Genomic DNA, 22,038 nt, shown 5'->3' with positions numbered 1-22,038 from the left:
TGAAGTAAGTCTAATAATTTACCTTTATTTTTTATAAAGATAAAAATGCTCTGGAAAAAAACTTTTACCCTCGAAAACTTAAATCAACTTTGTGCTAACAGTGCAGTTAGCCATCTTGGCATTGAAATTTCAGCTTTTGGCGAGGATTGGATTGAAGCGACGATGCCTGTGGATCATCGTACTATGCAGCCGTTTGGTGTATTGCACGGTGGGGTTTCGGTTGCTTTAGCTGAAACAATTGGTTCTCTTGCGAGTTCGCTTTGTTTAGAAGAAGGCAAAGCTACGGTTGGATTGGATATTAACGCCAATCATCTTCGCCCTGTTCGTTCAGGTAAAGTGACTGCAAGAGCCACACCAATTAATTTGGGCAGAAATATCCAAGTTTGGCAAATTGACATCCGCACAGAAGAGAATAAACTTTGTTGTGTTTCTAGATTAACCCTTTCCGTAATCAATTTATGACAAAACCAGCAAAAATCGGCGTATTACTTGCCAATCTAGGCACGCCAGATAGCCCAACGCCGAAGTCAATTAGCCGTTATTTATGGCAATTTTTAACGGATCCTCGCGTGGTCGATTTACCGCGTTGCAAATGGTATCCACTACTAAAAGCCATTATTTTGCCATTGCGTTCAAAACGTATCGCCAAAAATTATCAAGCAATTTGGACAGAACAAGGCTCGCCTTTACTTGCTATTTCACGACAACAAAAAGACGCATTACAAGCCTATTTAGATAATCAAAATATCGATACTCAAGTAGAAATTGCCATGACATACGGCAATCCATCAATGCAAAGTGCGGTGAAAAATTTGCTTAAAAATCAAGTTGAGCGAATTATTGTTTTGCCTCTTTATCCGCAATACTCTAGCTCAACCACGGGCGCAGTATTTGATGCTTTCGCTAACGCTCTTAAAGAAGAACGAGGATTAGTGCCTTTTGATTTCATCCATTCTTATCATATTGATGAAAATTACATTAACGCCTTAGCCGACTCCATAAAAGTGCGATTAAAATCCGATGAGTTTTTGTTATTTTCTTATCACGGTATTCCTCTGCGTTACGAAAAAATGGGCGATTATTATCGTGAACATTGTAAACAAACGACTATTGCAGTTGTTAATAAGCTAGACTTAACAGAAAAACAATGGGGAATGACGTTTCAATCTCGCTTTGGACGTGAAGAATGGCTACAGCCTTATACCGATAAATTTTTAGAATCTGCTGCAACACAGAACATTCAAAAAATTGCTGTTGTTTGCCCAGGTTTCTCCGTAGATTGTTTAGAAACCATTGAAGAAATTGACAAAGAAAATCGAGAAAATTTCCTAAACAATGGCGGACAATCTTATCAATATATTCCTGCACTTAATGTAGAGCATGCACATATTGAAATGATGGGAAAATTGATCTTAAAGAAACTTGATTAATAATAGAAATGGTAAAACGTTTCTAAAATCTTCCGCACTTTGCTAAAATCAGCCATTATTTTTTCACAAGGATAAAACATGGCTGATTTTCCTTTTATCGTTGAGATCAACGAACAAAACCTTACTGAAATACTGCAACAATCCTTAGAAAAACCACTTGTCATCAATTTTTATGCGCCAACGCATAAAGAATCGGCAGATTTTTTGGTGCTACTTGAGCAAGTTGCAGAACAATATCAAGGACAATTTATTCTTGGAAAAGTAAATTGTGAAAAAGAGCAAATGATTGTCGCACAATTCCGCATCCAAGCATTACCAACCACCTATTTGTTTAAAGAAGCACAGGCATTAGATGCATTTCCAAGCGTGCTTGATAAATCTTCATTAATCCAACGATTAAGCATTATTTTACCTAAAGAGGAAGATTTAAAATTCCAACAAGCATTAGATTTCTTGCAAGTAGAAAATTACGAAGCTGCATTGCCATTATTGAAAGATGCGTGGGAGCTTTCTGATAAGAAAAATAGTGATGTTGCCCTACTCTACGCTGAAACCTATATTGCAATGAAGAAAACGGAGCCAGCACAAGAAATTTTAAATCAAATTCCATTGCAAGATCGTGATAGTCGTTGGCACGGATTACAAGCACAAATTGGGCTGCAAATTCAAGCAGCTGACACACCTGAAATCCAACAATTACAAGCTGATTATGCCAAAAATCCAACGCCTGAAATTGCAATAAAACTTGCTGTTCAGCTTCATCAAGCAGGACGAAATGAAGAAGCACTGACACTACTTTTCGGTATTTTAAAAACCGACTTAGGCGTGCAAAATGGCGAAGTTAAACAACAATTTTTATCCATTTTAAGTGCAATGGGCAATGCTAATCCGCTGACAAATAAATTTCGTCGATTACTTTATTCGCTGCTTTATTAAGCAAAAAATTTATAATCAGTAAAATGCAACTTATTGCATTATATTATTACTTAACTACAAACAAGGATTCTTTATGTCAGATACCAAACACGCAAAACTTTTAATTTTAGGCTCAGGCCCTGCTGGTTATACGGCAGCCATTTATGCAGCACGTGCAAACTTAAAACCAGTATTGGTAACGGGTTTACAACAAGGTGGCCAGCTTACCACTACAGATGAAATTGAGAACTGGCCAGGCGATTTTGAGATGACTACTGGTTCAGGTTTAATGCAACGTATGTTGCAACACGCAGAAAAATTTGAGACAGAAATCGTTTTCGATCATATCAATCGCGTAGATTTATCTTCTCGCCCATTCAAACTTTTTGGCGATGTGCAAAATTTCACTTGTGATGCGTTAATTATCGCAACAGGTGCCTCTGCACGCTATATTGGCTTACCTTCAGAAGAAAACTACAAAGGTCGTGGTGTTTCCGCTTGTGCAACCTGTGATGGATTCTTTTATCGTAATAAACCAGTCGGTGTGATTGGTGGAGGAAATACTGCGGTGGAAGAAGCCCTTTACTTAGCCAATATTGCAAGTACAGTGCATTTAATCCACCGTCGCGATAGCTTCCGTGCGGAAAAAATTCTTATCGATCGTTTGTACAAAAAAGTGGAAGAAGGAAAAATCGTTCTTCATACTGACCGCACTTTAGATGAAGTATTAGGCGATAATATGGGTGTAACCGGATTGCGTTTAGCCAACACAAAAACTGGCGAGAAAGAAGAACTCAAATTAGATGGTTTATTCGTGGCGATTGGTCACTCGCCAAATACGGAAATTTTCCAAGGGCAACTAGAATTGAATAATGGCTATATCGTTGTAAAATCTGGTCTTGAAGGCAATGCAACAGCCACTTCTGTGGAAGGCGTGTTCGCAGCAGGCGATGTAATGGATCACAATTATCGCCAAGCCATTACCTCTGCAGGGACTGGTTGTATGGCAGCCTTGGATGCAGAACGCTACTTAGATGCTCAAGAAGCATAAATTTTCTAGCTAATTCCCCTCTTTTAAAAGAGGGGAACTTTTTCTATATCTCGATAAACCTATGAATAAAGTTCGTCAAAAATATTTACAACAATGGCTTCGCGCACAACAAGAACCTATCAAAAAATTAATGCGTGCAAACATTGCTCTCGCTACGCTTTCTGCACTCATTTTAGTCGCGCAAACTTATTTTCTTGCGACTTTGCTCGATAAACTGATTATGCAAAATGTGCCTCGTGATGAACTTATTCCTTATTTTCTCGGGCTAATTATCGGCTTCGGGATGCGTGCCATTATTTTATGGGTAAGAGAAAAAATTGGCTTCCGAAGCGGACAATTATTACGCAACCATATTCGTCAAAAAATTCTGGATAAAATCCATCTTGTCGGTCCTGCGACAATCAATCAAAAACCAGCTGGAAGTTGGGCAAGCATTATGTTAGAACAAGTAGAAAACTTACATAATTTCTATGCCCGTTTTCTGCCTCAACAAAGCCTTTCAGCCATTGTTCCAGTGGTTATTTTCATTGCTGTATTTCCGTTGAACTGGGCTGCAGGCTTAATCTTAATGATTACCGCACCGCTTGTTCCTTTGTTTATGATCATTGTCGGTATTGCTGCGGCTGACAACAGCCAAAAAAATATGGATACCCTTTCTCGCCTAAGTGCCCAATTTTTAGATCGCTTACGCGGCTTAGAAACCTTGCGTCTTTTTAACCGCACTTCTGAACAAACTGAGCATATTGAAAACGCCACTGAAGATTTTCGTGAGACCACAATGGATGTGCTAAAACTCGCTTTTCTCTCTTCTGCTGTATTGGAATTTTTTACCTCTATTTCCATTGCACTGATGGCGGTCTATTTTGGTTTTAGCTACTTAGGTCAAATTGAATTTGGCACCTATAATGCATCGCTTACACTTTTCACAGGTTTCTTTTGTTTAATTCTTGCACCTGAATTTTATCAACCCTTGCGTGATCTCGGCACTTATTACCACGACCGCGCAGCGGGTATTGGTGCAGCAGATGCCATTGTTGATTTCTTAGAAGCTGATTATTTAACCGTTCATCAAAATGAAAAAACAATTTCTTTAGAAAGTGCGGTTGAAATTTCTGCCGAAAATTTAGTGGTGCTTTCGACACAGGGTTCAGCATTAACCAAGCCGTTAAACTTCCAAATTCCAGCAAATCACAATGTTGCACTTGTAGGACAAAGTGGTGCAGGTAAAACTTCATTAATAAATGCTATTTTGGGCTTTTTGCCTTATGAGGGCTCGCTCAAAATTAATGGTCAAGAACTTCGCGAAAGTAATCTAGCTGACTGGCGCAAACATATTGCGTGGGTAGGACAAAATCCATTGTTATTACAAGGCACAATTAAGGAAAACTTACTACTTGGCGATATTCAAGCCAACGATGAAGAAATTAATCAAGCGTTAATGCGTTCTCAAGCGAAAGAATTTACCGATAAACTTGGACTTCATCACGAAATCAAAGATGGTGGATTAGGCATTTCTGTGGGACAAGCGCAACGTCTTGCCATTGCTCGTGCCTTGTTACGCAAAGGCGATTTGCTTCTGCTTGATGAACCAACCGCAAGCCTAGATGCGCAATCAGAAAATCTTGTTTTGCACGCACTGAATGAAGCAAGCCAGCATCAAACTACACTGATGATTACACATCGAATTGAAGATTTGAAACAATGTGATCAAATTTTTGTGATGCAACGAGGAGAAATAGTACAGCAAGGTAAATTTGCCGAATTACAACATGAAGGTTTCTTTGCTGAATTGCTCGCTCAACGACAACAGGATATCCAATAATGCGCACATTACTTCCCTTTATACGTTTATTTAAATTCGCCAAATTTCCGCTTATTTTAGGCTTAGTGCTGATGATTTTAGGCTTAGGCTCTAGCATGGGCTTGCTTACCGTTTCAGGCTGGTTTTTAGCCGCTACAGCCATTGCAGGACTAGGCACTCTATTTAACTTTTTCTACCCTTCAGCCAGTGTGCGAGGTTTAGCTATCGGACGAACCGTCATGCGCTATTTTGAAAAAATAGTGACGCATGATGCAACATTCCGCATTTTGTCCAAATTACGCGTACAAGTATTTGAAAAAATCATTCCTTTAAGTCCAGCAGTGTTAAATCGTTATCGTAACAGCGATTTGTTAAATCGTTTAGTGTCCGATGTGGATACACTTGATAGCCTCTATTTACGTTTACTTGCACCATTTTTCACGGCTGCATTTGTGACTATTGCTATAACGATTGGACTTAGTTTTATCAATATTCCACTTGCACTGGGTTTAGGTTTATTTTTGTTAATTTTATTAATAATTATCCCAACTGTTTTCTATCGACTAGGACAGCAATTTGGCGAACGCTTAATCCAAGCACGTGCGACCTATCGAACCCAGTTTTTAGAATTTATCCAAGCACAAGCTGAGCTTTTATTATTTAATGCAGAAGATAAATTAAAAGAGAAAATGTCAGCCACAGAAAAAACATGGCAGGAAGATCAAGCCAAAGAAGCAAAATTAAGCGGATTTTCTACCGCACTTGTTCTCTTTCTTAATGGTTTGTTGATTTCTGGAATGCTATGGTTTGCAAGTAACGCCGATTTTGGCACAGATGAATATCGCACGGCTTATATTGCACTTTTCACTTTTGCTGCACTTGCCGCCTTTGAGATAATCATGCCATTGGGTGCAGCATTTTTACACATAGGTCAAGTTATTGCGGCAGCAGAGCGAGTGACCGAAATCATTGAGCAAAAACCGCTTGTCGAGTTTAATGGTAACGAGGAATTTGAAACAAAAGTGCGGTTAATTTCAGCAAATAATTTAAGTTTTTCCTATCCCGAACAAGAAACGCTTGTATTAAAAAATCTTACATTAGATTTAGAACAGGGCAAAAAAATTGCTATTTTAGGCAAAACTGGAAGTGGGAAATCTTCACTTCTTCAACTTTTAGTACGCAATTATGATGCAAATCAAGGCGAGCTTTTATTGGCAGAAAAACCAATTTCCGCCTATTCAGAAGAAACATTACGCCGCCAAATTTGTTTTTTAACTCAACGTGTTCACGTATTCAGCGATACACTTCGTCAAAATTTACAATTTGCAAGTGCGAATAAAATTTCTGATGAAAAAATGATTGAAGTGCTACATCAAGTTGGCTTAAGCAAATTACTTGAGCAAGAAGGAAAAGGTTTAAATCTTTGGCTGGGAGATGGAGGTCGTCCACTTTCTGGCGGAGAACAACGCCGTTTAGGTTTAGCACGTATTTTACTCAATAATGCACCAATTTTATTATTGGATGAACCAACAGAAGGTTTAGATCGCGAAACTGAACGTCAAATTTTACGTTTAATTCTGCAACATGCCGAAAATAAAACCCTAATTATGGTCACTCACCGTCTAAGTTCAATTGAACAATTCGATAAAATTTGTGTAATTGATAACGGAAGATTAATCGAAGAAGGCGATTACAGTAGCTTAATCACAAAAGAAAATGGTTTCTTTAAAAGATTGGTTGAGCGAGTATAAGAAAAGGAAGTTGGGCGGAAACCTTCCCAGCTTCTTCTCGGCACACAGTAATTCCGACTTTGGCTGCTTTCTTCCGAACCTGACCGAGTAAACCAGACACCGTTGCGAGAGACCGAGAAAGTTTCCATTGATATCGCAAATGCGATTGCTCGCTATTATGCAGAATTTATTGCCTTATTGCAAAGATTAATTCAAAAGTGCGGTGAATTTGACGAGAATTTAAGCCACATTTTCAGGATTTTTATGAAATGAACTACCTACAATACTACCCGACCGATGTTATCAATGGCGAAGGCACAAGATGCACACTTTTCGTCAGTGGCTGTACGCATGCTTGCAAAGGTTGCTATAACCAAAAAAGTTGGTCATTTTCAGCGGGTGTATTATTTGATGAAGCAATGAAACAACAAATCATCAATGATTTAAAAGACACTCGCATTAAACGCCAAGGGCTGACGCTTTCAGGTGGCGATCCACTTCATCCCCTCAACGTAGAAACATTATTGCCATTTGTGCAACGCGTAAAACGAGAATGCCCCGATAAAGATATCTGGGTTTGGACGGGTTATAAGCTAGATGAATTAGATGAACAACAACGTGCTATGTTGCCTTATATTAATGTATTAATTGATGGGAAATTTATTCAAGAACAGGCAGACCCAAGTTTAGTTTGGCGAGGTTCCGCAAATCAAATTATTCATCGATTTAAGTTATAAAACACTGAAAAAAACCACCGCACTTTTTAGTCAAAAGTATTGAGCGATAAAAAATCTGCAACTGAATTCTCAATTGCAGATTTTTTTATTGATTTCCAGTTACTTATTTAGCAAGCGATCCGTAATCGTGCCTGCCACCATGGCACCGTTTACGTTAAGTGCGGTACGTCCCATATCGATGAGCGGTTCGATGGAAATGAGTAAACCGATTAATTCCAGTGGTAAACCTAACGTAGATAGCAAGACGATAGCGGCGAATGTGGCTCCGCCACCTACGCCTGCGATGCCGAATGAAGAAATGGCGACCACGAAAATTAAGGTTAGAATGTAGCTGAAGCTAAAAGGGTCAATGCCGACCATTGGGGCGACCATTACAGCAAGCATCGCTGGATAAATGCCGCCACAGCCGTTTTGTCCGATAGTGGCACCGAATGTGGCAGCAAAGTTGGCGATGACATTGTTGTTACCTAATTTTGCGGTTTGCGTTTCAATATTTAACGGAATTGTCGCCGCACTTGAGCGAGATGTAAACGCAAAACTTAAGGTTGGCAACACTTTTTTGTAGTAATCCACAGGATTGACTTTAACGAAGAACAATAAAATGCCGTGAACCACAAACATTAAGGCAATAGCAGCATAAGAAGCCACAATAAAATTGCCCAAATTGACAATATCCGCCCATTTTGAGGTGGCAGCCATTTTAATCATCAACGCAAACACGCCGTAAGGGGTTAAGCGAATCACAAAACGCACCAAACGCATCACTAATTTGTTTAAAGTTTCTACACCTTGTGCAATTCGTTCGCCAAGTGCTTGATCTTCTTTGCCTAAACTCAAAGCCGCCACGCCAAGTAATGCTGAGAAAATTACGACACTAATAATGGACGTTGGGTTGGCACCCGTGAGATCAGCAAAAGGATTTTTCGGAATAAAGGACACCAACATCGCAGGCACAGTTAAATTAGACACTTGCCCTGCTTTATCTAACACTTTGCCTTGAGCCGCTAATTCACGATCGCTCACAATTAATCCTGCCGCCGACACATCAAATAAATGCACCATCGCAATCCCAATTGCAGCGGAAATGGCGGTGGTAATCAGCAAGGTGGATAACACGCCAACGCTGACTTTGCCCAATGATCTGGTTTGATTGATACGAGCGATAGCAGATAAAATCGACACGAACACCAACGGCATCACGATCATCTGCAATAAACGAACATAACCGTTACCGACCACATTGATCCAATCTAAAGTTTTGTCTAACAAAGGTTTTTCAAAAGCGGATTGCAATACCGCACCAAAAAGCAAACCGAGCAATAAACCGATAAATACCGTTTGCCCTAATTTTTCGGTTTTGCGATATAGCTGTGCTAACAGCAATAAAAAAGCAATAAATATCGCCAAATTGACTAATAACATAAAAAATCTCCAAAACTGATTAAAGTGTTTGGAGACTATCAACTTCAGCAAAAATAACAAGTTTTCTTTCGTTATATTTTATACGTTTTGGTAATTAAAATGCGGCTGCAGTGGCTAGCACGCCTGAATAAACTAAATAGCCGCCGAAAAATAAGAAAATTGCCCCTGCAAGATTATCAATATAACGGCTGTATTTGCTGTAAAAAGATTTAGCAAGTGATCGAGAAAATAGCAATGAAATGAAATGAAATGAAATGAAATAATATAAAAAAGTGCGGCTAAAAATTCATTTAAAATTTCAACCGCACTTTTCAATAAAATCAAATTATTCTTCTAAAACAACTTTACCGATATAGCCTAAATTACGATGGCGTTGCGCGTAATCGATACCATACCCCACCACAAATTCATCAGGAATTTCAAAACCAACCCATTCAACAGGCACTTCCACTTCGCGGCGAGAAGGTTTATCAAGTAACGTACAAATTGTAAGGCTCGCAGGCTCACGTAAATTCAAAATATCACGCACTTTTTCCAACGTATAGCCCGTATCAATAATATCTTCCACAATTAAAACGTGTTTACCTTTTATATCGCCGTCCAAATCTTTGGTAATACGAACGTCGTGATTCGTGGTCATACCTGTGCCATAACTTGAAGTTGTCATAAATTCAATTTCCACAGGTAAATTTATCTGACGAACGATATCCGCCATAAACATAAAGGAACCACGTAAAAGCCCTACGACAACAAGGCTATCGATCTGTTTTTCTTGATAAAATTTTGTAATTTGAGCACCTAATTCAGCAATACGTGTATGAACATCATTCTCTGAAATTAAAACATCTACGTAGTGTTTTTTCATTGTGTTTCCTTATGAAATGACAGAAGATAAAATCGTTTGCTATTTTACAAAAAAAAGACTGAAGTTTAAACCTTCAGTCTTTTTCAACCCTAACGAATTTACTTTCTACTCTACCTGTTGGAGCAACAACAGATGTGCGTATAGTAACAGATATTTAGTCATTGTCAATAAGAATTATTCTCAATTTCAAAAATATTTCTTAATTTCCAGAAATTTTCATTTTATCTAACAAAATAGAACCAGTTTGAATATTAGAACGATGCTCTATATCGTCAGCTACAGCAACCATATTCTTCAACATATCTTGTAGTTGCCCCGCAATGGTAATTTCGGCGACGGGATATTGAATTTCACCATTTTCCACCCAAAAACCTGATGCGCCACGGGAATAATCGCCAGTAACAATATTGACACCTTGTCCCATGACATCCGTTACTAACAATCCAGTTTCCATTTGACGTAAAAGTGCGGTCAATCCTCCAGTTAAATTTGGCTTAACAAGCCAATTGTGAATTCCACCAGCATGACCGGTACTTGGCATACTGAGTTTTTTACCGCTGTAACTTGTCACTAAATAAGTTTGTAATACCCCATTTTCAACAATTTCACGATCTTGCGTACGAACACCTTCACTATCAAAAGGCGTAGAAGCTAAACGGCGTAATAAATGTGGTCGTTCACTAATATTAAACCAATCTGGTAAGACCTGTTTATCTAAATGATCGAGCAAGAAACTCGATTTTCTATATAAACTGCCACCACTTATTGCAGCAGCAAAGTGAGAAATAAGACCAGTTGCAACATCATTTAAGAAAATGACGGGCACTTCGCGTGTACTAAGTTTCTGAGGATTTAAACGAGAAACGACTTTCTTTGCACAATTTTCGCCAACCCAAATTGGCGATTGGAGTTTGTCGAATTCACGAGAAATTGTATATTCGTAATCATTTTCTAAGGTATCTTCTACGCCACCAATAACCGAACAAGATAAAGAATAACGGCTTGATAAATAACTTTGCAACATACCGTGACTATTACCATACACTTTCACGCCTGTATGTGAATTAAAACTTGCTCCGTTGCTATTTACGATGCGTTTATCCGCTTGCAAAGCGGCTTGTTCTGCTTGAAGTGCCAATTCCGTCGCTTTATCAACATCTATATCAGCAGAATGATAAAGCTCTAAATCAGGTGCATTAAAAGCCATTAAATCCTTATCCGCAAGGCCTGTGCAATCATCGGGTGAAGTGTATTTTGCAATTGCAAGTGCGGCTTCTACCGCATTTTTAATTGCGCTTTCGCTTAAATCGGAAGTAGAAGCATTGCCTTTTTGTTGCCCCATATAAACGGAGATCCCCAATGCGCCATCATTAGTAAATTCTACGTTTTCAATTTCTTGCAAACGAGCAGATACGGATAAACCGCTCACTTTTGTGACCGCGACTTCTGCACTTGCGCCAGCTTTCGTTGCTAACGCCACTGCAAAACTGACGGCTTGACGTAATTCTTGTTCTTGTGCTTTTAAAAGTGCGGTTGAATTTTCGGCTGTTTTCATTATTTTTTCCTATTAAAAATTTTCAACATTTTATCTTATTTTTAAAGTTTATGGTAAAATGCACGCCAATTTTCATAAAGGATAAAAAATGGCAAAACGTAAGAAAAAAGAAGTTTTCGATTGGGAAGATGAAGATCAAGAAGAAATTATTTGGGTGAGTAAAAGCGAAATCAAACGCGATGCGGAAGATTTAAAACAACTTGGCGAAAAGATTGTCAATCTCACGAAAAACAATCTGGCAAAAATTCCACTTAATGAATCCTTACTTGATGCCATTGAACTTGCACAGCGTTTACAAAAAGAAGCTCGCCGCCGTCAATTACAATATATTGGTAAATTATTGCGTGGAATTGATGTTGAACCTATTCGTGAAGTCTTAGATAAAATTGAAAATAAGCATAATCAACAACAAGCTATGTTGCACAAAATCGAAAAAGTGCGCGATGAATTGGTGGAAAAAGGCGATGTGGCTTTAACTGATTTACTAAATGATTATCCTGATGGCGATCGTCAGCAACTACGCAATCTGATTCGTTCTGCACAAAAAGAACGTGAACAAAATAAACCATCAAAAGCCTATCGAGAAATTTATCAAATGCTCAAGGTATTAATGTTGGAAGATTAAAAACATTGAAATTTTCATCCGCACTTTGTGGATAAGTGATTGAAATAAAATGAATATTCGTTGGAATGTAATTTTGGGCGTTATCGCACTTTGTGCTTTGGCGTGGTTTTATTCCTTAAATCAGGAAACCGCAGATTTATCTGAACTTGTGAAAAAACCAGATAGTCCTGATTATGTGGGTTATAAAATGGAAACAACGGTTTTTTCCCCTGAGGGTAAAAAACAATATTTGGCTTTATCCGATAAAATTGAGCATTATACAGTCAATGAACAAACCCTTTTTACCGCGCCTTTAGTTTATTTATATCCCACAACATCAAATGAAAAGGAACAAAATTCCAATCAAAATGTAGATTTTTTTAGCACACAAAACTGGAAATTAAGCGCAAATCAAGCAAGATTGACAAAAGATCAAATATTGTATTTAGAGGGTAATGTCGTCGTGCAAAGTTTAACATCAGATTCTCGTTTGCAACGCATTGAAACCGAATCAGCGGTCGTCAATTTAAAAACACAGGATATGACTTCCGAAACACAGGTTAAAATTAAGGGTAAAAATTTTAGTTCTACAGGATTAAAATTAGTCGGAAATTTACGCCAACAAGTGGCGACATTAAAGGAACAGGTAAAAACATATTATGAAGTTAGTAAGCAATAAAATTCTTTTTCTTGCAACGATGGTATTAGCATCAAGTTCAGCTTTTGCATTGAAAGATGACGTTAATCAGCCGATAAATATCGTTTCGGATAATCAATCCTTAGATATGGAAAAAAGTGTAGTGACATTCACAGATAATGTAGTAATTACACAGGGATCTATCATCATTAAAGCAAATAAAGTTGTTATCACTCGTCCTGCTGAAAAATCAGGGAAAAAAGAAACTGTAGAAGCATTCGGTACGCCAGTCACATTCCATCAACAGTTAGATAATGGCACTCCAATAGATGGAAAAGCAAATAAAGTTCATTATGATCTTGGCAACGAATTTTTAACATTAACTAACAATGCCGAATTAAAGCAGCTTGATAGTAAAATTAATGGCAGTGTTATTACCTATGATGTGAAGAAACAACAACTTAAAGCTAATGGTAATGGAAAATCACGGGTAACAACAGTTCTTATTCCATCTCAATTACAACAAGCTAAAGGGAAGTAATCTATGTCAATTTTGACTGCAGAGAATTTAGCTAAAAGCTACAAAAGTCGTAAAGTTGTTTCGGATGTCAGTTTAACCGTAAATTCTAATGAAATTGTCGGTTTGCTCGGGCCAAACGGTGCAGGTAAAACAACCACGTTCTATATGGTTGTTGGGCTTGTTCGCCAAGATCAAGGCAAAATTGTTATTGATGGCGAAGACATTAGTTTGCTCCCAATGCATAACCGAGCGCAACGTGGCATTGGTTATTTACCGCAAGAAGCCTCGATTTTTCGCCGTTTGACTGTCTATGAAAATTTGATGGCGGTATTGGAAATTCGTAAAGATTTAACCCCACAACAACGTCGCGAAAAAGCAGATGAATTAATTGAAGAATTTAACATTGCTCATATTCGAGATAATTTAGGGCAAGCCTTATCAGGCGGCGAACGTCGTCGTGTGGAAATCGCACGTGCCTTAGCGGCAAATCCAAACTTTATTCTATTAGACGAGCCTTTTGCTGGTGTAGATCCTATTTCTGTGAGCGATATTAAAAAAATTATCACCGACTTACGTAACCGAGGATTAGGTGTTTTGATTACCGATCATAATGTTCGTGAAACCCTTGATGTTTGCGAACGCGCTTATATTGTTGGTGCAGGTAAAATTATCGCAACAGGTACACCAGAACAAGTGATGAACGATGAACAGGTTAAACGTGTTTATCTTGGCGAACAATTCAAATTATAAAAATGAAAATAACTGAATTATTAAGCCCTGAGAATATTCGTCAGGGCGTTAGTTTTTCTAGCAAAAAACGATTATTTGAGTCTATTGCGCATTTTGTAGAAGAACAAATCTTTGCAGAACAAGGCGAACAAGCCTGTTTTGAATGCCTTTTTGAACGCGAAAAACTGGGTAATTCTGGTTTAGGAAATGGGATTGCAATGCCAAAAGCGAAAATCCCCGTAACAGTATCAGATAAAGCAATTGCAGTGTTTATGCAACTCGATAATCCGATTGATTACGATGCTTTTGATGGTAAACCAGTGGATTTAATCTTTGCCTTACTGATTCCAGAAAATCAATGTGAAACCTACATTCCAGTTTTAGCATCATTAATAGAAAAACTGACTGATAAAAATGTGTTGAAGCAATTACGTTCAGCTAAAAGTGCGGATGAAATTTGGCAAGTTTTTGAAATTATCGATCAATCGGAAACAACACTTGAAGAAGTGAAAGAATAATTACAGTGGGGAAATTTATGGAAATTATCATTATTAGTGGGCGTTCTGGCGCAGGAAAATCTGTAGCCTTACGAGCATTAGAAGATACAGGATATTACTGTGTTGATAATATTCCTTTAGATTTGCTTCCTCAATTGACTGATATTCTGTCTCAATCTCAATCTTCGGTCGCCATTAGTCTTGATATTCGTAATATTCTAAACCCCGCTAATTCTCTTGAGCAAACGCTTTCAACATTACAAAAACATCATCAGATTAAAATCATTTTCTTAGAGGCTGATCGCGCCACCCTGATTCGCCGATATAGCGATTCACGCCGTTTGCACCCACTTTCATTAAAAGATTTATCTCTTGAAGCTGCAATAGATGAAGAATATCGCTATCTTGAGCCATTAATTCAACACGCAAATCTTATTCTTGATACCACCCATCTTTCTACGCATACTCTTGCAGAACGATTACGCGAATTTTTACGCGGTAATAGTGAAAAAGAATTAAAAATTATTGTTGAATCTTTTGGTTTTAAATATGGAATTCCTTTAGACGCTGATTATGTTTTCGATGTACGATTTTTGCCTAACCCCCATTGGGATCCAACATTACGCCCAATGACTGGATTAGAAGCCCCTGTCGCAGAATTTCTAAATAGTCATACAGAAGTCAATGAATTTATTTATCTCACTCGCAATTACATTGATACTTGGTTGCCGATGTTAGAAAAAAATAATCGTAGCTATTTGACGATTGCCATTGGATGTACTGGGGGAAAACATCGCTCCGTTTATATTGCCCAACAATTAGGCGAATATTTTCAAGCCAAAGGAAAAACGGTACAAATTCAACATAAATCCTTAGAACGGAACAAAAAAATATAAAAAGTGCGGTCATAGAAATATTATTTTTATTGACCGCACTTTTTTTTACACGCTCACTGGCTTTACAATCTCACTAGGATAACAGCCTAAAATCTTTAAGTAATTACTATAATTTTGTAGTTCTTCCAAAGCCTGTTTCGTATCTGGATGATGGATATTTGCTTCAATTTCTAGATAAAACATTTCTTCCCAAGGCTTACCATAAATCGGTCGAGATTCCAATTTTGTCATATTGATTTGATGCTTTTTAAACACCAATAAAGCATCCACTAATGCGCCAGCTTGCTGTGAAGTTGTCATTAATAATAAAGTCTTTGTGGGTATCTGTGATGAAACTTCACGAGGTTCTTTTGCCACCACAATAAAACGTGTAATATTGTTCTCTTGATTAGCAATATTAGTTTTTAATACACTAAGTCCATACAATTTTCCACCATCTTCATTACCCAATGCTGCAATATTAGGTTTATTCAAACTTGCGACTAATTGCATTGCGTGTGAACTGCTTTCGCAATATTCAATATGCACACGATCAAGACTATGAATAAATTGACTACATTGTTGAATCACTTGAGGATGACTATACAACGTATCAATTTGACTCAAATCTGTTTTATCATTGACAAGCACGCAATGTTTGATTGGATACGCCAACTCTCCCACTAATGATAAATCAGTATGCTGAAGTAAATCATAAACTTCATTAATTGCACCCGATGTTGTATTTTCTAAAGGCAATACACCAAAGTCAGCTTCTCCAGTCTGAACTTTTTCAAATACTTGCTCAAAAGACTGACATCCTAGTTCTACAAATTGTTTTTGATAACGAGCAGCATAATTACGTGCAGCTAAATTAGAATAAGAACCACGTTTACCTAAAAAAGCAATATGTAAATTTTGATTACGTTGTTCATTAAGTTTATTCTGCAAGTAGACTTGCTGGGTCAATACCGAGTCTTCAATGATTTTTTGGAAAATTGAAGTGATATATTGTGCTTCAAGCTGATAATTTTCATTTTCTGCAAATTGCACTAGTTCTTGTAAAAGTTGCTGCTCACGTGCGACATCACGTAAAGCCTTCTGCGTCACTTCTTTGCTTCTTACTACATCAAACGCCAAACGATGACGCTCCGAAAGTAGCTTTAACAAACTACGATCGATTTGCGTAATTTGTTGGCGAATGTCAGATAATTCTAATGCCATAATGCTTCCTTATAAAAAATCCCACGAAATTGACCGCACTTTTAGTAGATTCGCCATTTAAGCACGAGATGAAATAAAAAAGCTATACTTCCTACCAGAAATATAGCTTTTTCAACAATAAAACAATTAAATAAGCACTTGCACTGGAGCAACATACCCTTGTGGCACTTGCGCTTTATCTTCAAAGGTTACAAATTCCCACGCTTCTTGATTTGCTAAAACAGCACGAAGTAACTTGTTATTTAAACCGTGACCTGATTTATAGGCTTTAAAATCACCGATAATGTTATAACCAGCCATATAAAGATCGCCAATTGCGTCTAACATTTTATGACGAACAAGTTCATCTTTAAAGCGTAAGCCATCTTCATTTAAGATTCTATAATCATCAAGAACAATCGCATTATCAAGGCTACCACCTAATGCTAAACCTTGAGATTGAAGATATTCAATATCTTTTATAAAGCCAAAAGTTCTTGCTCGGCTAATTTGATGAACAAATGCTTGGGCGGAAAAATTCATTTCATAGTTACGTACATCTTTGCCAATAGCAGGATGGTCAAAATCAATAGTGAAATCTAAACGAAAACCATTGTAAGGTTTAAATTCAGCCCATTTATCGCCATCTTCAACTCGTACATATTCTTTAATGCGAATAAATTTTTTCGCTGCATTTTGTTCTTCAATTCCCGCATCTAACAACAAATAGATAAACGGACTCGCACTACCATCCATAATTGGAATCTCAGGCGCATCAACCTCGATAATGATATTATCAATACCAAGCCCTGCCAAAGCTGCATTTAAATGCTCAACGGTAGAAATACGTACACCTTGATCATTAATTAGTGCTGTACAGAGCATTGTATCACGCACTGAATTAGGATCGGCAGGAAATGCCACAGCAGGATTTAAATCTGTACGATAATAAACAACACCAGTGTTTGGCATAGCTGGGCGTAAGGTTAATGTCACTTTTTTACCGCTATGCAAGCCAACGCCTGTCACTTTAATACTTTGTTTTAATGTTCTTTGTTTAATCATTCTACTACCTTCATTTACTAGGTATTTTCTGAAACTTATTAATTTTCTTCACGCTGTGCAGGATTAAAGAAATTATTTTTCTTAAATGCTTCCAAGCGATCTGTAATCGGTTTATCTAACGGCCGTTGATATTCTTCTGATGCAGTTCTTGACACTTCAACAGATTCACGACGATGAAGTTCAGGAACAATGTTTACACGCCCTTCGCCTTCAATATTCTGCGTAGAAAGCCCTTGACGAACAACTTGAATTGGCTCATTTCCTGCAATTTCCCCTAGACCAGTTGCCACAATAGTTACACGAATTTCATCGCTCATCTCAGGCACTAAACTCGTACCAACAACAACTGTCGCCTCTTCAGAAGCAAAGCTACCTATTGTCTCACCTATAATGTTAAATTCATCAAAAACTAAATCCATTCCAGCAGTAATATTAACTAAAATTCCTTGAGCGTTAGAAAGATCGATTTTTTCTAGAAGATCGTTACGTACCGCAAGGCGAGCCGCCTCTTCTGCTCTACCCGCACCGGGTTCTCCCACCGCTGAACCAAAACCAATCATAGCTTGCCCTTGAACTGACATTACCGTTCTTACATCAGCGAAGTCCACGTTAATTAAACCAGGAGAGGTAATCATATCTGAAATTCCCATTACAGAATTACGCAATACGTCGTTTGCAGCAGCAAAAGCATCAATTAATTTAGCATTTTTAGGGAGAACTTTTTGGATTTGTTGATTCGGAATAATAATCATTGAATCAACATATTGGGATAAATCTTTAATACCAAGCTCTGCAAATTGCATACGTTTTTTGCCTTCAAAGGCAAAAGGTTTAGTCACTACAGCAACAGTCAAAATACCCAGTTCTTTAGCAATTTTAGCAACAACAGGCGCCGCACCCGTACCTGTGCCGCCGCCCATACCTGCTGCAATAAAGACCATATCTGCGCCTTCAAGCATTTTGCGGATTTCATCCTGATCATCTTCAGCTGCTTTACGACCAATATTCGGATTTGCCCCAGCACCTAAACCTTTAGTTGTTTCTCCACCGATTTGTACAGTCTGTTGAACTTGGCTTTTACGCAATGCTTGAGCATCAGTATTGACGGCATAAAATACTATACGACCGTGTTCTTCTGATGTTAATGAATTTTCGCCAACAAAGGTTCCGCCCATTTCTTGTTTTACCATATTCATTACCATATGGTTTACGGCATTACCACCGCCACCGCCTACACCTACGACTTTGATCAGTGCGCCGGATTCGTTAAAATTGTCGTACTCAGGGTACTCTGGGTATAGCATTGATATTCTCCGTTACTGCCAGATAAGCTGACTAAATATATAAAATATAAATTCTCTTTATTGTAGATGAAAAATTAAAATAATCAAAATTCTGACCGCACTTTATTGACAATTTTTTTAATTCCTTGCCAAATAGACTCAAAGAAAGTTCCTTCAGAATCATCACTTCCTGAAATTAAATCATCGTCACTATTACTGTGATTATATTGCAATAATCCCACCACCGTTGAATATTGTGGACGATTCACATAATCAGTCAAACCAGTAATATTTAATGGGCTTGCTATACGTACTTGGCAATGGAAAACATTTGAAGCGCATTCTTTAAGATCTTCAATCTGTGCTCCACCACCAGTCATAACCACACCTGCAATTAATTCAAATTTAATATGTTTTGCTTCTAATTCAGCTTTTAACTTATCTAATTCATCTTTTACCACACCTAAAAGCTCCGTATAACGAGCCGATGTAATTAAAGATAAATCACTTTTTGTTAATGAACGAGGCGCACGACCGCCAATACTTGCTACCTCAATTTTTTTATCTCCGTGCAAGCGAGCTGGGTAAAATGCACTCGCATAGTTCACTTTAATGCGTTCTGCTTCTGATCGCGAAATTGTACAAGCGTGTGCAATATCATTCGTCACAATATTACCAGCGTAAGGAATTACCTTGCTAAAACGTAATGCACCATTCGTGTAAACCATCACGTTCATTGTGCCGGCACCAAAATCAATTAAACACACGCCGAGATCTTTTTCATCCTCAGTTAGTACAGAATGTGTTGCTGCAAAACCAGAGAAAACCACTTTATCCACTTGCAATCCACAACGTTCAACGGCTTTTTTTAAGTTATTTTGCCAATCTTGATGACAAGCGATCAAATGTACTTGTGCTTTTAAACGCACGCCTTGTAATCCTAATGGATTTTTAATGTTCATCTGACGATCAACAGCGTATTCTTGTGGAATAACATGCAATAAAGATAAGCCTTCTGGCAATTTTATTGAGCTTGCTGTATGAAGTGCGGAATCGATTTCCTCTTGTGTTACTTCACTTTCTGCTATCGGCACAAAACCACTTTCATTAAGGCTTTGAATATGCTCTCCAGTAATGGCTAAAGTCACACTCATAATCTGACAATCCGCCATAGATTCTGCCGCTTCAATAGCACGTTGAATCGAACCCACCACAGCATCAAGATCAGTGATACTACCACGATCAATCCCTTTTGAAGGACAACTGCCTACACCAAGCACATTCACTACACCATCAGGAAATACTTCGCCAACCACAGCGACCACTTTTGACGTGCCAGCCTCTAAACCTACTATTGTTTTTGCTTCCACACCTTTAACCATTTTCACACCCAGTTATTTTTATCTATCAACCATACCTACAGCGGCACCTGCCGTATATCTTAAATCTATATACTCTATTTTTTTGTTTTCTGGCACATCAATTTGCGGATAAATTGTGACAAATCGCTCCAGTTTTGATTTCCAATCGCCACGACCTAATTTTAGCACAATATCGTTATCAAGCTGGACCTGCCACGCACCGCGATCATCAATATTGACTCCCTTTGCCATTATATTATTTGATTTTAAATTGACATAAATTTGATTCCACGTCTCAATTACCTTCAAACTCTGATAATCGGGTCCGCCCAAATAGGGCAAATTTTTTGCTGTTAAACGTACAGAGGGAAGCTGAAAAACGATACCATCAAGGGTAACAAATTGATTTTGATTCCAAAACGCAACGGGTTGATATTCTGACACCCAAATACTTAAACGATTTGGCCATATTTTTCTTACTATTGCACCTTTAACCCAAGGTAAAGCCTCAATTTGAGCTTGAATCGGTGCCACATCTTGCCCCCAAAATCCTTTTAATTCGCCCATTTTTAATAGGCTTTCTTTAATATCATTATCGGTAGTAAAGGTATTTTGTCCAACAAGTGCAAATGCGCTAATCGGCTTATCATCCATTTTTTCTAAAATGCTTTGCCAATTAAAATAAACACCAAGTAAAAAAAAGACGCCAAGCAATACCGCGAAAGCCCGAATATGAAAATAATATTTAGGCTTTTGTTCTCCAAAACGAATATTCTGCGGCGTTTTTCTTTTCAGAATGTTCATTACACACTTAGCTCCAAGATTTTCACAACAAGCTGTTCAAAAGAAATACCCACGCTTGCGGCAGATTTTGGGAATAAACTATGGCTAGTCATTCCTGGATTAGTATTAACCTCAACCAAACGGAAATTGCCTTTTGCATCACACATTACATCAATACGACTCCAACCACGACATCCCACTGCATCATAAGCACGTTTTACTAATATTGCTAACTCTTGCTCGCGTTCAGGCGTTAAACCTGCTGGGCAGAAATATTGCGTATTATCAGAAATATACTTCGCTTCATAATCATAAAATTCGCCCTCTGGAACAATACGAATTGCGGGTAATACTTGATTATCAAGCACAGGTACGGTCAATTCATCGCCATCCAGCCATTCTTCAATTAGGATGGTATTATCAAATTTAAGCGCATATTCCACCGCACTTTTTAAATCTTCTACCGCTTTTACTTTCGTTAATCCGACGCTAGATCCTTCTAAAGAGGGTTTTACCATTAGTGGTAAGCCTAATTTTGCCACAACAGACTGAGGATCTAATTCAGAAAAAGTTTCTCGGGTAACCACTTCCATATCAGCAACAGGTAAACCAAAGGCTTTCCACAACATTTTTGTACGCATTTTATCCATGGTCAATGCTGAAGCCATCACGCCACAACCAGTGTAAGGTAAACCAATTTGCTCTAATAAACCTTGCATTGTGCCATCTTCTCCACCACGACCGTGCAAAATATTAAACACTCGATGAAAACCATCCTTTTTAAGGTTAGCAACATTATATTCTTTAGGATCAATAGGATGAGCATCATAACCTTGGTTTAATAAAGCCTCTAATACTGCGTTACCTGAATTGAGAGAAACTTCACGTTCAGCAGATATACCGCCCAATAACACAGCAATTTTTTCTTGTTTTAAGTTCATTTTTTATCCTGTTTTTCTTCTTATGATGATATTT

The 22,038-nt window shown here is 38.0% G+C and carries 22 protein-coding genes, 1 other RNA gene and 1 pseudogene; 13 read left to right on the top strand and 11 right to left on the bottom strand.

All coding sequences use genetic code 11. From position 1 onward, the window contains the following. Positions 1-45: 45 nt before the first annotated feature. The 6 genes from ACPT8O_RS04895 to cydC all read left to right on the top strand — a co-directional run bounded on the left by ACPT8O_RS04895 (position 46) and on the right by cydC (position 6,948). Positions 46-462, top strand: coding sequence for a hotdog fold thioesterase (locus ACPT8O_RS04895; RefSeq protein WP_054249327.1), 417 nt, complete (start codon positions 46-48; stop codon positions 460-462). Beyond that, positions 459-1,430: a ferrochelatase gene (gene hemH, locus ACPT8O_RS04890; protein ID WP_021035461.1), complete on the top strand. Its 972-nt coding sequence runs from the start codon at positions 459-461 to the stop codon at positions 1,428-1,430. Before ACPT8O_RS04895 ends, hemH begins: the two co-directional genes overlap by 4 nt. A 78-nt stretch (positions 1,431-1,508) precedes the next feature. Further along, complete coding sequence (locus ACPT8O_RS04885) at positions 1,509-2,366, top strand: co-chaperone YbbN (RefSeq protein ID WP_021035462.1); 858 nt, start codon at positions 1,509-1,511, stop codon at positions 2,364-2,366. Positions 2,367-2,439: 73 nt separating this feature from the next. Next, complete coding sequence (trxB, locus tag ACPT8O_RS04880; protein WP_005627209.1) at positions 2,440-3,396, top strand: thioredoxin-disulfide reductase; 957 nt, start codon at positions 2,440-2,442, stop codon at positions 3,394-3,396. 61 nt (positions 3,397-3,457) lie between these two features. Further along, positions 3,458-5,218, top strand: coding sequence for a heme ABC transporter permease/ATP-binding protein CydD (cydD, locus tag ACPT8O_RS04875; protein ID WP_021035463.1), 1,761 nt, complete (start codon positions 3,458-3,460; stop codon positions 5,216-5,218). Then, entirely contained in the window at positions 5,218-6,948 is a 1,731-nt protein-coding gene (gene cydC, locus ACPT8O_RS04870; RefSeq protein WP_021035464.1) for a heme ABC transporter ATP-binding protein/permease CydC, read from the top strand. Before cydD ends, cydC begins: the two co-directional genes overlap by 1 nt. Positions 6,949-6,968: 20 nt before the next feature. Here cydC and ffs read toward each other — a convergent pair. Further along, an RNA gene (ffs, locus tag ACPT8O_RS04865) (signal recognition particle sRNA small type) lies at positions 6,969-7,067 on the bottom strand. Positions 7,068-7,196: 129 nt separating this feature from the next. Between ffs and nrdG the strand changes: the two genes are divergently transcribed. Beyond that, entirely contained in the window at positions 7,197-7,664 is a 468-nt protein-coding gene (gene nrdG / locus ACPT8O_RS04860; protein ID WP_021035466.1) for an anaerobic ribonucleoside-triphosphate reductase-activating protein, read from the top strand. 99 nt (positions 7,665-7,763) lie between these two features. On the opposite strand, the gene ACPT8O_RS04855 is transcribed toward nrdG, so the two are convergent. The 4 genes and pseudogenes from ACPT8O_RS04855 to pmbA all read right to left on the bottom strand — a co-directional run bounded on the left by ACPT8O_RS04855 (position 7,764) and on the right by pmbA (position 11,506). Next, the gene (locus ACPT8O_RS04855) at positions 7,764-9,086 is read right to left on the bottom strand and encodes an L-cystine transporter (RefSeq protein WP_425623307.1); all 1,323 of its coding nucleotides are present in this window, start codon (positions 9,084-9,086) and stop codon (positions 7,764-7,766) included. Positions 9,087-9,180: 94 nt separating this feature from the next. Continuing rightward, positions 9,181-9,410 (bottom strand): annotated as a pseudogene (locus ACPT8O_RS04850) (LysE family transporter). 1 nt (position 9,411) lies between these two features. After that, the gene (gene hpt / locus ACPT8O_RS04845) at positions 9,412-9,951 is read right to left on the bottom strand and encodes a hypoxanthine phosphoribosyltransferase (RefSeq protein ID WP_021035468.1); all 540 of its coding nucleotides are present in this window, start codon (positions 9,949-9,951) and stop codon (positions 9,412-9,414) included. A 199-nt stretch (positions 9,952-10,150) separates the two neighbouring features. Beyond that, entirely contained in the window at positions 10,151-11,506 is a 1,356-nt protein-coding gene (gene pmbA, locus ACPT8O_RS04840) for a metalloprotease PmbA (protein ID WP_021035469.1), read from the bottom strand. Between the two features lie 88 nt (positions 11,507-11,594). Between pmbA and yjgA the strand changes: the two genes are divergently transcribed. From yjgA to rapZ, 6 genes are read left to right on the top strand one after another with little or no spacing between them, the layout of a single operon-like run. Continuing rightward, a complete protein-coding gene (gene yjgA / locus ACPT8O_RS04835; protein ID WP_021035470.1) occupies positions 11,595-12,131 on the top strand; it encodes a ribosome biogenesis factor YjgA in 537 nt (178 codons plus the stop codon). A 49-nt stretch (positions 12,132-12,180) separates the two neighbouring features. Next, positions 12,181-12,789: an LPS export ABC transporter periplasmic protein LptC gene (gene lptC / locus ACPT8O_RS04830; RefSeq protein ID WP_021035471.1), complete on the top strand. Its 609-nt coding sequence runs from the start codon at positions 12,181-12,183 to the stop codon at positions 12,787-12,789. After that, positions 12,770-13,288, top strand: coding sequence for a lipopolysaccharide transport periplasmic protein LptA (gene lptA / locus ACPT8O_RS04825; RefSeq protein WP_011272405.1), 519 nt, complete (start codon positions 12,770-12,772; stop codon positions 13,286-13,288). Before lptC ends, lptA begins: the two co-directional genes overlap by 20 nt. Positions 13,289-13,291: 3 nt before the next feature. Continuing rightward, the gene (lptB, locus tag ACPT8O_RS04820; protein WP_021035473.1) at positions 13,292-14,017 is read left to right on the top strand and encodes an LPS export ABC transporter ATP-binding protein; all 726 of its coding nucleotides are present in this window, start codon (positions 13,292-13,294) and stop codon (positions 14,015-14,017) included. Positions 14,018-14,019: 2 nt separating this feature from the next. Further along, positions 14,020-14,514: a PTS IIA-like nitrogen regulatory protein PtsN gene (gene ptsN, locus ACPT8O_RS04815; protein ID WP_021035474.1), complete on the top strand. Its 495-nt coding sequence runs from the start codon at positions 14,020-14,022 to the stop codon at positions 14,512-14,514. Between the two features lie 17 nt (positions 14,515-14,531). After that, positions 14,532-15,389 carry an RNase adapter RapZ gene (rapZ, locus tag ACPT8O_RS04810; protein WP_021035475.1) on the top strand — a complete coding sequence of 286 codons (858 nt, stop codon included), beginning with the start codon at positions 14,532-14,534 and terminating at the stop codon, positions 15,387-15,389. A 45-nt stretch (positions 15,390-15,434) separates the two neighbouring features. On the opposite strand, the gene pheA is transcribed toward rapZ, so the two are convergent. The 6 genes from pheA to ACPT8O_RS04780 form a co-directional block, all read right to left on the bottom strand. After that, entirely contained in the window at positions 15,435-16,592 is a 1,158-nt protein-coding gene (gene pheA / locus ACPT8O_RS04805) for a prephenate dehydratase (RefSeq protein ID WP_021035476.1), read from the bottom strand. A gap of 126 nt (positions 16,593-16,718) precedes the next feature. After that, positions 16,719-17,636 (bottom strand): UDP-3-O-acyl-N-acetylglucosamine deacetylase, encoded by a 918-nt coding sequence (gene lpxC, locus ACPT8O_RS04800; protein ID WP_021035477.1) that lies wholly within the window; start codon positions 17,634-17,636, stop codon positions 16,719-16,721. 38 nt (positions 17,637-17,674) lie between these two features. Beyond that, the gene (gene ftsZ, locus ACPT8O_RS04795) at positions 17,675-18,940 is read right to left on the bottom strand and encodes a cell division protein FtsZ (RefSeq protein WP_021035478.1); all 1,266 of its coding nucleotides are present in this window, start codon (positions 18,938-18,940) and stop codon (positions 17,675-17,677) included. 83 nt (positions 18,941-19,023) lie between these two features. Next, complete coding sequence (gene ftsA, locus ACPT8O_RS04790; RefSeq protein ID WP_021035479.1) at positions 19,024-20,301, bottom strand: cell division protein FtsA; 1,278 nt, start codon at positions 20,299-20,301, stop codon at positions 19,024-19,026. Positions 20,302-20,319: 18 nt separating this feature from the next. Beyond that, complete coding sequence (locus tag ACPT8O_RS04785; protein WP_021035480.1) at positions 20,320-21,084, bottom strand: cell division protein FtsQ/DivIB; 765 nt, start codon at positions 21,082-21,084, stop codon at positions 20,320-20,322. Then, on the bottom strand, positions 21,084-22,004 hold the full coding sequence (locus ACPT8O_RS04780; protein WP_021035481.1) for a D-alanine--D-alanine ligase: 921 nt from the start codon (positions 22,002-22,004) through the stop codon (positions 21,084-21,086). The genes ACPT8O_RS04785 and ACPT8O_RS04780 overlap by 1 nt, the downstream gene beginning before the upstream one ends. Between the last annotated feature and the right edge of the window lie 34 nt (positions 22,005-22,038).

This window comes from Haemophilus sp. HN_Hi08, assembly GCF_049824455.1.
Taxonomy (GTDB): domain Bacteria; phylum Pseudomonadota; class Gammaproteobacteria; order Enterobacterales; family Pasteurellaceae; genus Haemophilus; species Haemophilus influenzae_D.
The sequence above is the reverse complement of the archived record's forward strand: the minus strand, read 5'-3'. Positions and strand labels throughout refer to the sequence as shown.

Coding starts and splice junctions, on each gene's coding strand:
- ACPT8O_RS04780 (WP_021035481.1), bottom strand. CDS start 22,004: ATGAACTTAAAACAAGAAAAAATTGCTGTGTTATTGGGCGGTATATCT.
- cydC (WP_021035464.1), top strand. CDS start 5,218: ATGCGCACATTACTTCCCTTTATACGTTTATTTAAATTCGCCAAATTT.
- pmbA (WP_021035469.1), bottom strand. CDS start 11,506: ATGAAAACAGCCGAAAATTCAACCGCACTTTTAAAAGCACAAGAACAA.
- hemH (WP_021035461.1), top strand. CDS start 459: ATGACAAAACCAGCAAAAATCGGCGTATTACTTGCCAATCTAGGCACG.
- cydD (WP_021035463.1), top strand. CDS start 3,458: ATGAATAAAGTTCGTCAAAAATATTTACAACAATGGCTTCGCGCACAA.
- lptC (WP_021035471.1), top strand. CDS start 12,181: ATGAATATTCGTTGGAATGTAATTTTGGGCGTTATCGCACTTTGTGCT.
- yjgA (WP_021035470.1), top strand. CDS start 11,595: ATGGCAAAACGTAAGAAAAAAGAAGTTTTCGATTGGGAAGATGAAGAT.
- ACPT8O_RS04895 (WP_054249327.1), top strand. CDS start 46: ATGCTCTGGAAAAAAACTTTTACCCTCGAAAACTTAAATCAACTTTGT.
- ftsA (WP_021035479.1), bottom strand. CDS start 20,301: ATGGTTAAAGGTGTGGAAGCAAAAACAATAGTAGGTTTAGAGGCTGGC.
- lptA (WP_011272405.1), top strand. CDS start 12,770: ATGAAGTTAGTAAGCAATAAAATTCTTTTTCTTGCAACGATGGTATTA.
- ACPT8O_RS04885 (WP_021035462.1), top strand. CDS start 1,509: ATGGCTGATTTTCCTTTTATCGTTGAGATCAACGAACAAAACCTTACT.
- nrdG (WP_021035466.1), top strand. CDS start 7,197: ATGAACTACCTACAATACTACCCGACCGATGTTATCAATGGCGAAGGC.
- rapZ (WP_021035475.1), top strand. CDS start 14,532: ATGGAAATTATCATTATTAGTGGGCGTTCTGGCGCAGGAAAATCTGTA.
- lpxC (WP_021035477.1), bottom strand. CDS start 17,636: ATGATTAAACAAAGAACATTAAAACAAAGTATTAAAGTGACAGGCGTT.
- pheA (WP_021035476.1), bottom strand. CDS start 16,592: ATGGCATTAGAATTATCTGACATTCGCCAACAAATTACGCAAATCGAT.
- ACPT8O_RS04785 (WP_021035480.1), bottom strand. CDS start 21,084: ATGAACATTCTGAAAAGAAAAACGCCGCAGAATATTCGTTTTGGAGAA.
- ptsN (WP_021035474.1), top strand. CDS start 14,020: ATGAAAATAACTGAATTATTAAGCCCTGAGAATATTCGTCAGGGCGTT.
- hpt (WP_021035468.1), bottom strand. CDS start 9,951: ATGAAAAAACACTACGTAGATGTTTTAATTTCAGAGAATGATGTTCAT.
- trxB (WP_005627209.1), top strand. CDS start 2,440: ATGTCAGATACCAAACACGCAAAACTTTTAATTTTAGGCTCAGGCCCT.
- ftsZ (WP_021035478.1), bottom strand. CDS start 18,940: ATGCTATACCCAGAGTACCCTGAGTACGACAATTTTAACGAATCCGGC.
- lptB (WP_021035473.1), top strand. CDS start 13,292: ATGTCAATTTTGACTGCAGAGAATTTAGCTAAAAGCTACAAAAGTCGT.
- ACPT8O_RS04855 (WP_425623307.1), bottom strand. CDS start 9,086: ATGTTATTAGTCAATTTGGCGATATTTATTGCTTTTTTATTGCTGTTA.